Annotated in this window: 11 protein-coding genes; 4 read left to right on the top strand and 7 right to left on the bottom strand. The window is 71.4% G+C overall.

Annotated elements, in window-relative coordinates; translation table 11 throughout:
• Nucleotides 1–7: 7 nt before the first annotated feature.
• The 7 genes from ABZ928_RS00195 to ABZ928_RS00165 are packed head-to-tail and all read right to left on the bottom strand — an operon-like array spanning nt 8 to nt 8,026.
• Nucleotides 8–709, bottom strand: coding sequence for an SDR family oxidoreductase (locus tag ABZ928_RS00195; RefSeq protein WP_361514025.1), 702 nt, complete (start codon nt 707–709; stop codon nt 8–10).
• 23 nt (nt 710–732) lie between these two features.
• The gene (locus tag ABZ928_RS00190) at nt 733–1,779 is read right to left on the bottom strand and encodes a phosphotransferase family protein (RefSeq protein ID WP_361514023.1); all 1,047 of its coding nucleotides are present in this window, start codon (nt 1,777–1,779) and stop codon (nt 733–735) included.
• Entirely contained in the window at nt 1,776–2,942 is a 1,167-nt protein-coding gene (locus tag ABZ928_RS00185; RefSeq protein WP_361514021.1) for an acyl-CoA dehydrogenase family protein, read from the bottom strand. Before ABZ928_RS00185 ends, ABZ928_RS00190 begins: the two co-directional genes overlap by 4 nt.
• An 11-nt stretch (nt 2,943–2,953) precedes the next feature.
• Nucleotides 2,954–4,000 (bottom strand): LLM class F420-dependent oxidoreductase, encoded by a 1,047-nt coding sequence (locus ABZ928_RS00180; protein WP_361514019.1) that lies wholly within the window; start codon nt 3,998–4,000, stop codon nt 2,954–2,956.
• Entirely contained in the window at nt 3,997–5,202 is a 1,206-nt protein-coding gene (locus ABZ928_RS00175; RefSeq protein ID WP_361514017.1) for a CaiB/BaiF CoA-transferase family protein, read from the bottom strand. The genes ABZ928_RS00180 and ABZ928_RS00175 overlap by 4 nt, the downstream gene beginning before the upstream one ends.
• Nucleotides 5,199–6,833 (bottom strand): long-chain fatty acid--CoA ligase, encoded by a 1,635-nt coding sequence (locus ABZ928_RS00170; protein WP_361514016.1) that lies wholly within the window; start codon nt 6,831–6,833, stop codon nt 5,199–5,201. The genes ABZ928_RS00175 and ABZ928_RS00170 overlap by 4 nt, the downstream gene beginning before the upstream one ends.
• Nucleotides 6,830–8,026 (bottom strand): acyl-CoA dehydrogenase family protein, encoded by a 1,197-nt coding sequence (locus ABZ928_RS00165; RefSeq protein WP_361514014.1) that lies wholly within the window; start codon nt 8,024–8,026, stop codon nt 6,830–6,832. Before ABZ928_RS00165 ends, ABZ928_RS00170 begins: the two co-directional genes overlap by 4 nt.
• A gap of 198 nt (nt 8,027–8,224) precedes the next feature.
• Here ABZ928_RS00165 and ABZ928_RS00160 point away from each other — a divergent pair, with 198 nt between their 5' ends.
• From ABZ928_RS00160 to ABZ928_RS00145, 4 genes are all read left to right on the top strand, one after another.
• Complete coding sequence (locus ABZ928_RS00160) at nt 8,225–9,022, top strand: crotonase/enoyl-CoA hydratase family protein (protein WP_361514012.1); 798 nt, start codon at nt 8,225–8,227, stop codon at nt 9,020–9,022.
• Nucleotides 9,023–9,076: 54 nt separating this feature from the next.
• On the top strand, nt 9,077–10,252 hold the full coding sequence (locus ABZ928_RS00155) for a thiolase family protein (RefSeq protein ID WP_361514011.1): 1,176 nt from the start codon (nt 9,077–9,079) through the stop codon (nt 10,250–10,252).
• 38 nt (nt 10,253–10,290) lie between these two features.
• Nucleotides 10,291–11,058 carry a 3-hydroxyacyl-CoA dehydrogenase gene (locus tag ABZ928_RS00150; RefSeq protein ID WP_361514009.1) on the top strand — a complete coding sequence of 256 codons (768 nt, stop codon included), beginning with the start codon at nt 10,291–10,293 and terminating at the stop codon, nt 11,056–11,058.
• A gap of 110 nt (nt 11,059–11,168) precedes the next feature.
• On the top strand, nt 11,169–12,623 hold the full coding sequence (locus ABZ928_RS00145) for an aldehyde dehydrogenase (RefSeq protein WP_361514007.1): 1,455 nt from the start codon (nt 11,169–11,171) through the stop codon (nt 12,621–12,623).
• The last annotated feature ends 40 nt before the right edge of the window (nt 12,624–12,663 follow it).

The following is a 12,663-nucleotide window of genomic DNA, read 5'->3' as shown; positions in this document are numbered from 1 at the left end:
AACCTCCTCAAGCACGCCACAGAGCAGACCCGGTACGCACGACCGGCAGGTACGGAACGACGGCCCGCGACGACAGGCGAGTCACCGCGATGACCAGCTCCGCGATATCACTGCTGGTGATCATCTCGCTCGGCGGAACACTCTCGTGGTTCCAGGCGCTCATGTCGGTGTCCACGTAACCGGGACAGATCGCGGTGGCCGCCACTCCGTCCGCCGACGCCTCCGTGTTGACGGCTTCGCACAGGGCGGTCAGCGCGGCCTTGCTCGCCCCGTAGGCGGCGAGGCCGGGCTCGGGAGCCCGGCCGGTGATGGAGGAGACCGCCACGACGCGCGCCGGCGCGGTGCTTCTCAGGAGTTCCATGCAGGCGTCGATGAGCAGGAACGGGGCTCGGACGTTCACCGCGAACTGCTTGTCGAACCGGTGCACCGGATAGCTGCCGAGTGGCGCGGCCGATCCCACGCCCGCGCTCAGGACCAGCAGATCCAGACGGCCGTACGCCGTGCGATGTGCCTCGGCGACCTGGCGGACATCGTCCTCGACGGCCATGTCGGCCGACACCGTCCGCACCTGGGTGGCACCCCGCTTCGCGCACTCCGCCGCCGCCTCGCGCAGCGCGTCGGTGCCCCTGGCGCTGAGGGTGAGGTCGAAGCCCTCCTCCGCGAGGCGGCCGGCGATCTCCCGGCCGATGCCGCGCGAGGCACCGGTCACGAGCGCGGCCCGTCCTGGCCGGGTCACCGCCTGCGTCCCATAAGGGCGAGCCCGGCCTTCACCAGACGGGGGACGGATTCGCCTGCTCCGGCGAAGCCCTCGCCGACCGTGACGCCCTCCAGATGGCGGGCGTGCACACCCTCCGCGATCACGGCGATCTTGAAGTAGGCCAGGGCCTGGTAGAACGGCAGCAGTGAGATGTCCCGGCCGCTCAACAGGGCATACTGCTCGGCGAGTTGGAGTGGGTCAGGGAATCTCGGGTCGGTCGCGGCCGGTGAGTCGAGCAAGGCGTCGACCGCGGGATCGCGGTAGGCGAGGAAGGTGCCGAGATCCGCGAGGGGATCTCCGATGGTGGACAGTTCCCAGTCCACGACGGCGCGTACCCGGCTCAGGTCCGCCGGATCCAGGATGGTGTTGTCGACCCGGAAGTCGCCGTGCACGATCGACGCGCCGCTCTCCCTCGGCAGCGCGGCCTCCAACAGCGCGTGAAGGCGGGGCAGTTCGGGCAGCGGGCGGGTCGCGACCAGGTTCCACTGGGCACGCCAGCGGTCGAGCTGCCGCCGCAGGTAGCCGTCCGGCCGTCCCCAGCCGTTGAGTCCCGCTTCGGCGTACGGAACGGCGTGCAGTGCGGCCAACTGATCGACCAGGCCGTCCGCGCAGCGGAGCAGTTCGTGCGGGGTGAGGCCGGCGGTGTCGGCGCGGGTGCGCAGGACGCGCCCCTCGACGTGGGCGACCACCGTGAAGGGCGCACCAGTCACCGACTGGTCCGTGCAGTGGGCGACGGTGCCCGGCACGGCGACGCCTCTGGCCCTGAGGGCGGACATCACTCGGAACTCCCGCCCGACGTCGTGCGCCGACGGGGTGAGTCCGCCGAGCGGAGGCCTGCGGACCACCCATCGCGTATGGCCGTCGGTGACGAGGTAGGTCAGATTGGAACGTCCGCCGTGCAGCAGCGTCGCGGACAACGGTCCCTGACAACCCGGCACGTTCGCGTCGAACCAGCGGTTCAGGGCGCCTAGTTCGAGGCCTGGTGGATCGCTGGTGACGGCGACGGGGCTCGCCTGCGTCATCGAGCGGTCTCCGTCCTGGCGGCCAGGTCCCGGCCGATGATCTCCTTCATGATCTCGGTGGTCCCGCCGTACACGGTCTGGATACGGGAGTCCAGGAAGGCGCGCGCGATGGGGTACTCCTTCATGTAGCCGTACCCGCCGTGGAGTTGGAGGCAGCGGTCCACTGTCCTCGTCTGGAGTTCGGTGGCCCACCACTTCGCCTTGGCGGCGTCGACGGCGGTGAGCGTGCCGTCGTTGAGGGCTTCGATGGCCCGGTCGAGGTAGACGCGGGTGATGTCGGCCTGCGTCGTCAGCTCCGCCAGCAGGAAACGGCTGTGCTGGAAGTCGGCGACCGGACGGCCGAACGCGGTGCGGTCGGCGCAGTACTCCAGGGTCTGTGCCAGCACGGTCTCGGTGACGGCCTGGGCCGACACCGCGATGGCCATCCGCTCGCGTGGCAGTCGTTCCATCAGATGCATGAAGCCCCGCCCCTCCGCTCCCAGCAGGTTGGCCGCCGGGACCCGCACCGAGTCGAAGAACAGCTCGGCGGTGTCCTGCGCGTGCAGCCCGATCTTGTCCAGTTTGCGGCCGCGGGTGAAGCCGGGCATGCCGCGTTCGACGACGAACAGGCTCATGCCGCGCGCTCCGGCCGCCGGGTCGGTGCGGGCGAGCACGATGACCAGATCGGACAGGATGCCGCTGGTGATGAAGGTCTTGGCCCCGTCGAGTACCCACTCGTCGCCGTCACGGACGGCGGTGGTGCGGATGCCCTGAAGATCGCTGCCGGCGCCGGGCTCGGTCATCGCGATCGCCGTGATGGTCTCGCCCGCGCACACACCGGGCAGCCAGCGCCGCTGCTGCTCCTCGGTGGCCAGGTCGAGGAGGTAGGGCAGCACGATGTCGTCCTGGACGCTGAACCCCGAGCCGAGGGACGCCGCGCCGACCTTGGCGAACTCCTCCATCATCACGGTGCGGTAGCGGAAGTCGTCCTGTCCCCCGCCGCCGTACTCCTCGGGCGCGGCGAGCCCCAGCAGCCCCTGCTTCCCGGCGGCGGTCCACACGCCCCTGTCGATGAGGTGGTCGTCGTCCCAGCGCTCCAGATGCGGGACGACCTCGCGGGCGACGAACTCCCGCACGATGTCCCGGAAGTCCTCGTGATCCTGGTCGTAAAGTGTGCGTTCCACTGTGTGTCTCCTCAGATGTTCGCGCGGTTCAGGGCCTCGGCGACGGTGGCCAGACAGGCCGCCTTCTCCTCGTAGGAGTCGCCGTGGGGAATGACGGACAGGGTGGTGACACCGCTCGCGGCGAAGGCGGCGAGCCGGTCGGCGATCCGGTCCACGGGTCCGAGCAGACTCGTCTCGTCGATCAGACCGAACGGCACCTCGCCGGCCGCGGCGTCGGCCTCGCCCGTGAGGTAGAGGTCCTGCACCACCCGCGCCTCCTTCTCGTAACCGAGCGCGCGGGCCTGGGCGTTGTAGAAGTTCCGCTCCCGGCTGCCCATACCTCCGACGTACAGCGCCGTGTAGGCACGGACGCGGTCGGCGCAGGCGTCCAGGTCCTCCCCGACCGACACCGGCACACTCGCCACGATGTCGAAGCCGGCAAGGCCCCGCTCACCGCGTCCTTCGCGGAGCTGGGTGAGGTTCTCGTCCGTGTGGGAGGGGGCGTGGAAGAGGGCGAGCCAGCCGTCCGCGATCTCGCCGGCCAGACGGATGTTGCGCGGGCCCACGGCCGCCAGGTAGACGGGGATCTCCTGGCGCACGGGATGGATGATCAGGCGCAGCGGCTTGCCCGGGGCGCCGCCCGGTCCCGGCAGGGGCAGCGGGTAGTGCTCGCCCTCGTGGCGGACGAGTTCACGCCGTACGACACTGCGTACGACGTCGATGTACTCGCGGGTGCGGGCCAGCGGCTTGCCGAACTCGACGCCGTGCCAGCCCGCCGACACCTGCGGCCCGGAGACTCCCAGGCCGAGCTGGAACCGGCCGTCCGACAGGGCGTCCAGGGTGGCGGCCGTCATGCCGGTCATCGCCGGGGTGCGGGCCGGGATCCGCATCACCGCGGAGCCGAGTCCGATCCGCGTGGTCCGGCCGGCCAGCCAGGACAGTACGGTGACGGCGTCGGAGCCGTAGGCCTCGGCGGCCCAGACGACGTCGTAGCCGAGGCGCTCGGCCTCCAGGGCGAGCGCCAGTGGCTCGGCGCCTCCGTCCCGGCCCCAGTGGCCCATGCTCAGGCCCAGTCTCATCGGTTCTCTCCTGTGTGCGGGTGCTGGACGACGACCGTCGCGGCGAGCAGCCGGTCGGTCTCGGGGGCGTCGACGCCCCAGTCGGCCAGGGCGGTTCGGGTGTCCCGGCCGACCACGGGCGGGGGTCCCTGGACGGCGCCCGGGGTGCGGTCGAAGCGGGGTGCGGGGGCGGGCTGCCGTACGCCGTCCGTCTCGGTGAAGACCGAGCGTGCCGTGTTGTGCGGGTGGAGGTGTGCTTCCCAGGGGCTGAGCACGGGGGCCACACAGGCGTCGGTCGGTTCGAACAGGGCGGTCCACTCGTCGCGGGTGCGCTCCTTGAACGCGGCGGCCAGGCGCTGCCTCAGCTCGGGCCAGCGTGCGCGGTCGTACTGCGCGGGCAGGTCCGGGTCGTCCGACAGTCCGAGGCCGGTGAGCAGCTCGGCGTAGAACCGCTCCTCGATCGGTCCGACGGCCATGTGTCCGCCGTCGGCGGTCTCGTACGTCGTGTAGAACGGCGCTCCCCCGTCGAGCAGGTTCTCGCCCCGGTCGCCCTGCCAGTCGCCCGTGGCCCGCAGACCGTGCAGGGCGGTGGTGAGCAGGGCGGCGCCGTCGACCATGGCCGCGTCGACGACCTGGCCGAGGCCCGAGCGCTCCCGTTCGAGCAGAGCGGCCAGGATGCCGAGGGCCAGGAGCATGCCACCGCCGCCGAAGTCCCCGACCAGGTTGACCGGCGGCACCGGAGGCCGGTCGGGCGGGCCGATGAGGCCGAGGGCGCCGGAGACGGCGAGGTAGGTGATGTCGTGCCCGGCACGCGGCGCGAGCGGACCGCTCTGCCCCCAGCCGGTCATTCGCCCGTACACCAGGCGGGGGTTGACGGCCCGGCAGTCCTCGGGTCCGATGCCCAGACGCTCGGCGACCCCGGGCCGGAAGCCCTCCACCAGGACGTCGGCCCGGGCGGCGAGATGCCGGACGAGCGCGGCGCCGTCGGGATGCTTGAGATCGACGGCGACGGAGCGGCGGCCCCGGGCGAGCGGGTCCTGCGAGTCGTGTGTGCGGGGGTCGACGTCCGAGGCGCGGTCGACGCGGAGAACCTCCGCGCCCAGATCGGCCAGGACGGTGCAGGCGAAGGGGCCCGGGGCCATGCTGGCTATCTCCAGGACTCGCAGGCCCGTCAGAGGGCCGCGTGCGGCCGGGTTCGCGCGTTCACTTCCGTCGTGGTTCACGTGTCCTTGCCGCCGATCTCGATGGTCATCTCGCCGTCCCGGTACAACCGCCGCACGGCACGTTTGTCGTACTTGCCGACGCTGGTCTTCGGGATGGCCTCCAGAAATGTCCAGCGCTCGGGGATCCACCAGCCGGCGACCCGGCCCTTGAGGAAGTCCCGCAGCTCGGCGGTGGAGGCGGCAGCGCCCTCGGCGAGCGTGACGCAGGCAAGGGGGCGCTCGTCCCACTTCGGGTCGGGCACTCCGACCACCGTGGCCTCGACGACGGCGGGATGCTCGGCGATGGCGTTCTCCAGCTCGACGGTGGAGATCCACTCGCCGCCGCTCTTGATGCCGTCCTTGAGGCGGTCGCGTACGACGATCCAGCCGCCCGGCGCGACGGTGCCGAGGTCGCCGGTGCGCAGCCAGCCGTCGTCGAACTTCTCGGCGGTGTTCTCGGTGTGCAGGTAGGAGCCGGTCACCCACGGCCCACGCAGCTGGAGTTCGCCGGCGGACTCGCCGTCCCAGGGCTGTTCGGTGCCGTCCATGCCCATGACGCGGACCTCGACCAGCGGCATCACCCGGCCGCTCTTGACCAGCCAGTCGACGTCCTCCTCCGGCGCGGTGCCGCGCGGCGGTCCCGACCAGCTGGCCAGCGGACTGGTCTCGGTCATCCCCCAGCCCTGGGCGAGCTGGATGCCGTAGCGCTCCTTGAACCCGGCGACCAGAGCACGCGAGGGGCTGGAGCCGCCGCAGCCGGCGAGCCGGACGGAGGAGAGGTTCAGCGGGTGCTGCCGGCCGTGGTGCAGCAGGCCGTTCCAGAGGACGGGGACGGCGGCGACCCCGGTGGGCCGCTCCTCGTCGATGATGCGGGCGAGGTCGGGGACGGTGAGGTGCCGACCGTTCATGATGAGGTCGGCGCCCGCCAACCAGCCGGCGTACGGCCAGCCCCAGGCGTTGGCGTGGAACATCGGCACGATCGGCAGCAGCCGGTCCCGGTCTGACATGGCCGCGGCGTTGCCGCTGGAGATGCCCAGGGTGTGGAGCAGGATCGAGCGGTGGCTGTACGCCACGCCCTTGGGGTCGCCGGTGGTACCGGTGGTGTAGCAGAGCGCGGCGGCGGAGCGTTCGTCGACGTCGGGCCAGACGAAGCCGGGCTCCTCCGCGTCGAGCAGGGCGTCGAAATCGTGGACCTCGATGTGGGCGGGCAGGTCCAGAGGTGCGCCCTCGCCGACGACGATGACGTGGCGCACGGTGGACAGCCGGTCGCGCACCTGGCCGAGCAGGCCCAGCAGGGTGGAGTCGACCACGATGACCTGGTCCTCGGCGTGCTCGATGATGTAGCCGAGCTGGTCGGGGTGGAGCCGCAGGTTCAGGGTGTGCAGTACGGCGCCCATGGACGGCACCGCCAGATATGCCGCCATGTGTTCGAGCGTGTTCCAGCTCAGGGTGGCGACGCGGTCGCCCCGTTCGACGCCCAGCCTGCTCAGGGCGGCGGCGAGACGCTCCGCGCGCTCGGCGGTCTCGGCGAAGGTCCAGGACCCGCCGCCGTCCTGGGAACAGCGCACCACACGACTGTGCGCGTGCACCCGCTGTCCGTGCCGGAGCAGATCGCTGACCTGTAGGTCCCGGTCCATCATGGTGCTCTTCATCGGTTCGACTCCTTTGTCGCGATGGCTCTGAGTGCTCGGCGGGCGATCGACCAGCGGTGGGTCTCGGACGGACCGTCGTAGATGCGGAAGGGGCGCACCTCCCGCAGATACGCCGACAGAGGCAGATCCGCCGAGATTCCGAGAGCGCCGCACACCTGCACGGCGCGGTCGACGATCCGGCCGACGGCCTCGGCGGTGAAGGTCTTGGCGACGGAGGACTCGTGCTTCCCGGGACGGCCCTGGTCGAGGATCCACGCGGTCTCGCGGACCAGCGCTCGGGCGGCGGCGAGATCGATCTCGTTGTCCGCCAACTGCTGCTGCACCATGCCGAGTTCACCGAGCCGACTGCCGAACGCGGTGCGCTCGGCCGCGTAGCCGAGAGCCAGCTCATGGGCCCGGCGGGCCAGGCCCAGCCAGCGCATGCAGTGGGTGAGCCGGGCCGGGGCCAGACGCACCTGGGCGTAGGCGAAGCCCTTGCCGACCTCGCCGAGGACGGCGTCGTCCCCGACCTCGCAGCCGTCCAGTTCGATCTCGCAGTGCCCGCCGGTGAAACCCTGGTCGAGGCTCGGTATGTGCCGGACGAGGCGGAAGCCGGGCGTGTCGGTCGGCACGAGGAACATGGTCGCCGCCGGATCGGGACCCGTGCCGGTACGCGCCATGACGATGGCGAAGGCGGCGCCGTCCGCACCGGTGATGAACCACTTGCGGCCGTCCAGCACCCAGCCCCGGTCCGTCCGACGGGCGGCCGTGGCCAGCTGGGAGGGGTCCGAACCCGCGCCGGGGGCGGGTTCGGTCATCGCGAAGCAGGACCGCACATCCCCGGCGGCCAGCGGTTTCAGGAAGCGGTCGCGCTGCGCGGGGTCGGCAACCCGCTCCAGCAGGAGCATGTTGCCCTCGTCGGGCGCCGCGCAGTGCAGGGCGAGCGGCCCCAGCAGGCTGCGGCCGGCTTCCTCAAGGACCACGGACTGTCCGCGCAGGTCGAGGCCGAGGCCGCCGAGGTCCTCCGGAACGGTCGGGGCGAAGACCCCGGCCTGGCGGGCTGCCCGCTGAAGTGTGCGACGCAGGGTGTCGTCCGGCGCGCCCGGCCCGCCGAGCATCTCCGCCTCGGCGGGAAGCGCCGTCGTCCGGACGAACTCCGCGGTGCGGTCTCTCAGTTCGATGAGTTCGGGCTCAAGGGTGAAATCGATCGCCATGGGGTCCTCGCGGCTCTCGGAGTGGCGATTACTTAACGTTCGTTCGAACGCTAGGAGCAGACAACAGCAAAGGTCAAGCTCTCGACAGGGAAACGCGCCTGTCCTGGCGCCGAAACCTTGACGTCACCGATCGACCCAACCTAGCGTCTCTAACGAGCGTTAAATATACCTCCACCGAAACCGAAGGAGCCCGGGACCATGCCGCCAGCCGAGACGGACGCACCCGCACCAGTGGTCACACTGGAGCGACGCGGTGCCGTCGCTCTGATCACCCTCAACCGACCCCGCGCCCTCAACGCCGTGAACGCGGACCTCTCGGCGGCCCTGGGCGCGGCCCTGGAGGAGTTCGACGCCGACGCCGGCCTGCGGGTCGCGGTGGTGACGGGCTCGGGGCGCGCGTTCTGTGCGGGCATGGACCTCAAGGAAGCGGCGGCGGGCCGCTCCGTGAACGATCCCCTGCACCCCGAATGGGGCTTCGCCGGCATCGTTCGGCACCCGGTCGGCAAACCCCTTGTCGCCGCCGTCAACGGCCCCGCGCTGGGCGGTGGCGCCGAGATCGTCCTGGCCTGCGACCTGGTGGTCGCCGACGAGAACGCCACGTTCGGGATGCCCGAGGTACATCACGGGTTGTTCCCGGCCGCGGGCGGGGTGCTGCGGCTGCAGCACCGGGTGCCGCGAAACATCGCCCGGGAGATCGCGCTCACCGGAACCCCGGTGGACGCCGTGACGGCCGCGCGATGGGGCCTGTTCAACCAGGTCGCCCCGGCGGGCAAGTCGGTCGACGCCGCCCTGGAGCTGGCCGAGCGGGTGGCGTCCGCCGCACCCCTGTCCGTGCACGTCGTGAAGCGGCTCATGTCCTGGGGCGAAGACCGGAGCGAAGCCGAGGCCTGGATCGAGAACGACCGCGCTTTCCAGGAGGTCCTGGTCAGCGACGACGCGAAGGAAGGTCCACGCGCCTTCGCCGAGAAGCGCGCACCCCGATGGACCGGGCGCTGACCTCCGGCCCCCTGCCGCACCCACCAGTCAGCCTGTAGCAGTGAAGGATCTCTGATGCCCAACAGCAACGACGCCGTCATCGTCGACGTGGTCCGTACCGCGTCCGGCAAGGGGAAGCCGGGCGGTGCCCTGTCCGGCCACCACCCCGCCGACCTCCTGGCCACCGTTCTCACCGCCCTCGTCGAGCGCAACAGTCTCGACCCGGCCCTCGTCGACGACGTCATCGGCGGCTGCGTCTCCCAGTCCGGCGAGCAGGCCTTCAATATCACCCGCACCGCACTGCTGGCGGCCGGCTTCCCCGACTCGGTTCCGGCCACGACCGTCGACCGGCAGTGCGGCTCCAGCCAGCAGGCCGGGCACTTCGCGGCTCAGGGGGTGCTCGCCGGGGCGTACGACATCGTGATCGCGTGCGGCGTGGAGTCGATGAGCCGCGTGCCGATGGGCTCCAGCTCGGCCGGTGCCGACACCTCTGGCGACGGGCTGTCCCGACGCTACCCCGAGGGGCTGATATCCCAGGGCCTGTCCGCGGAACTCCTCGCCGTGCGCTGGAAGCTGGAGCGCGAGGAGCTCGACGCCTTCGCGGCCCGTTCCCATCAGCGCGCCTGGGAGGCCACGGAGACCGGCGGCTTCGGGAAGGAGATCGTTCCCGTCGACGGTCACACCGTGGACGAGACGATCCGTGCGGCGACCGCCGCGGAGGGTCTGGCCGGACTCAAGCCCGCATTCGCCGGAGCCCCCGGTGCCGAGCGCTTCCCCGAGATCGACTGGCGCATCACGCCCGGCAACTCCTCCCCGCTCACCGACGGCGCCTCCGCCGCCCTCATCATGAGCGCCGCCACAGCCGAGCGACTCGGCCTGCGCCCCCGCGCCCGCTACCACTCCTTCGCGGTCTCCGGCTCCGACCCGCTGCTGATGCTCGACGGAGTGATCCCTGCGACCCGCAAGGTCCTCGACCGTTCCGGTCTGTCCCTCGACGCAATCGACGCCTACGAGGTCAACGAGGCCTTCGCGCCCGTTCCGCTGCTGTGGCAGCGCGAGTTCGACGCCGACCCCGAGCGGCTCAACCCGCGCGGCGGCGCCATCGCGCTCGGCCATCCGCTCGGCGCCTCCGGCACCCGGCTGCTGGCCACCCTGGTCAACCACCTGGAGGCGACCGGCGGCCGCTACGGGCTACAAACCATGTGCGAGGGCGGCGGCATGGCCAACGCCACCATCATCGAACGCCTCTGACCACCACTCACACCCCACGCCGCACGGGAGCACAGACCATGAACATCGCAGACAGCGTCGCCCTCATCACCGGCGGAGCCTCGGGCCTCGGCCTCGCCACCGCCAAGCGGCTGCTCCACGCCGGAGCCTCGGTCGTTCTGGCCGACCTCCCCTCCTCCGAAGGCAAGGCGGTCGCCGCCACACTCGGCGACCGGGCCGTCTTCGTCTCCACCGACGTCACCGACGAGGCCGACGTGAACGCCGCGCTCGACGCGGCCGCCGAGCTCGGTGCGCCACGGATCGCCGTCAACTGCGCCGGCATCGGTACCGCCGCCCGGACACTCTCGAAGAACGGCCCCTTCCCGCTCGCCGACTTCGCGCGCACCGTGCAGGTCAACCTGGTCGGCACTTTCAACGTGATCCGGCTGGCGGCCGAGAGGATGGCCGCGCTGGAACCGGCCGACGGCGGCGAGGAACGAGGCGTGATCGTCAACACCGCCTCCGTGGCCGCCTACGACGGTCAGATCGGACAGGCCGCCTACTCCGCCTCCAAAGGAGGCGTGGTCGGCCTCACGCTGCCCGTCGCCCGGGACCTGGCGAGCCACCGCATCCGCGTCATGACCATCGCCCCGGGGCTGTTCGAGACGCCGATGCTCGCGGGGCTCCCCGAAGACGCCAAGGCATCGCTCGGCGCCCAGGTCCCCCACCCCAGCCGCCTCGGCCACCCCTCCGAGTACGCCGCGCTGGTCCAGCACATCGCCGAGAACCCGATGCTGAACGGCGAGGTCATCCGACTGGACGGAGCGATTCGCATGGCTCCTCGCTGACACACCCACCCCTAGCACGTATATTCACATATGAATAGTCGTTTAGGAGGCTGTCCGGGCACGCGGACGTGGCCCGGCAGCCTGCGGACCCCCACGCAGGGAACATGCACATGGACAGCTTCACGGAGCACACCTCCTTCTATATCGACGGCGACTGGCGGCAGCCGCTCGGCTCGGAGACCTACACCGTCATCGGCGCGTCCACCGAGGAACCGATCGGACGAGTCCCCGTCGCGGGCGGCAAGGACATCGACGCCGCGGTGACCGCGGCCCGGCGTGCGCTGGACGCACCCGGTTCCCCCTGGCCCGCGGCGAGCCCCGCCGAACGCGCGGACGCGATGGAGCGGTTCGCCGACGCCATCCAGGCGCGGGCCGACCAGTTCGGCCGACTGGTCTCCCGCGAGAACGGCATGCCGATCGCCATGTCCCCGCAGGCCAACGCGCACAGCACGGCGGCGATCCTCAGGTACTACGCGGGGCTCGCCCGCACCTTCGAGTGGGAGGAACGGCGCCCCTCCTTCACCGGCACCACCACCCTGGTCCGACGGGAACCGGTCGGGGTCGTCGGGGCGATCGTGCCGTGGAACTACCCCCAGACGCTCGCGATCATGAAGGTCGCACCCGCGCTCGCGGCGGGCTGCGCGATCGTCCTCAAGCCCGCGCTGGAGACCTCGCTGGACGCGTACCTGCTGGCCGAGGCCGCCGCCGAGGCGGGCCTGCCGGCCGGCGTACTGAACATCGTGCCCGGCGCCCTCGAAGCGGGTGAGTCCCTCGTCGCCCACCCCGGCGTCGACAAGATCGGCTTCACCGGTTCCACGCCGGCCGGCCGGTCGATCGCCGAGGTCTGCGGGCGGCTGCTGCGCCCGGTCACCCTGGAGCTCGGCGGCAAATCGGCCGCGATCGTCCTCGACGACGCCGATCTCGACGCCACCATCAAGGGGCTTCCCGGCGTCTCGTTCTTCAACAACGGCCAGACCTGCTACGGCAGTACCCGGCTCCTCGCACCCGCGAGCCGCTACGACGAGGTGCTCGACGCCGTCTCCGCCATGGCCACCGGTCTGCGGGTCGGCGATCCCCTGGACCCGGCCACCGCCGTGGGTCCCGTGGTCTCCGCCGCGCAGCGCGAGCGCATCGAGGGGTACATCGCGTCCGGCCGCTCCGAGGGAGCCCGGCTCACGGCCGGCGGCGGACGCCCGGCCGGACTCGACCGCGGTTGGTACGTCGAGCCGACGGTCTTCGCCGACGTACGTCCCGACATGACCATCTTCCGCGAGGAGATCTTCGGCCCCGTTCTCGTCGTCACGCCCTACGGCTCGGACGACGAGGCGGTGGCTCTCGCCAACGACTCCGAGTACGGGCTCGGCGGCACGGTCTGGACCACCGACGTGGAGCGCGGCGCCGCCATCGCCCGCCGGGTGCGCACCGGCAGCATCGGTATCAACGGCTACCGCCTGGACTTCAACTCCCCCTTCGGCGGCCGCCGCGCCAGCGGTCTGGGGCGTGAGCTGGGCCCCGAAGGCCTCAACGCATACCTGGAGTTGCAGTCGGTGTTCCTGCCGGCCTGAGCCGACATACGGATGGCGCCCAGGAGTCCCCCATACTCCT

It is taken from the genome of Streptomyces sp. NPDC046909, from assembly GCF_040644695.1.
In the GTDB taxonomy this organism is placed as follows: Bacteria; Actinomycetota; Actinomycetes; order Streptomycetales; family Streptomycetaceae; genus Streptomyces.
The sequence above is the reverse complement of the archived record's forward strand: the minus strand, read 5'-3'. Positions and strand labels throughout refer to the sequence as shown.

What these genes read in the sequence shown, in the direction of transcription:
- ABZ928_RS00190 (WP_361514023.1), bottom strand. Translation starts at nt 1,779, where the DNA reads ATGACGCAGGCGAGCCCCGTCGCCGTCACCAGCGATCCACCAGGCCTC.
- ABZ928_RS00180 (WP_361514019.1), bottom strand. Translation starts at nt 4,000, where the DNA reads ATGAGACTGGGCCTGAGCATGGGCCACTGGGGCCGGGACGGAGGCGCC.
- ABZ928_RS00170 (WP_361514016.1), bottom strand. Translation starts at nt 6,833, where the DNA reads ATGAAGAGCACCATGATGGACCGGGACCTACAGGTCAGCGATCTGCTC.
- ABZ928_RS00165 (WP_361514014.1), bottom strand. Translation starts at nt 8,026, where the DNA reads ATGGCGATCGATTTCACCCTTGAGCCCGAACTCATCGAACTGAGAGAC.
- ABZ928_RS00160 (WP_361514012.1), top strand. Translation starts at nt 8,225, where the DNA reads ATGCCGCCAGCCGAGACGGACGCACCCGCACCAGTGGTCACACTGGAG.
- ABZ928_RS00155 (WP_361514011.1), top strand. Translation starts at nt 9,077, where the DNA reads ATGCCCAACAGCAACGACGCCGTCATCGTCGACGTGGTCCGTACCGCG.
- ABZ928_RS00150 (WP_361514009.1), top strand. Translation starts at nt 10,291, where the DNA reads ATGAACATCGCAGACAGCGTCGCCCTCATCACCGGCGGAGCCTCGGGC.
- ABZ928_RS00145 (WP_361514007.1), top strand. Translation starts at nt 11,169, where the DNA reads ATGGACAGCTTCACGGAGCACACCTCCTTCTATATCGACGGCGACTGG.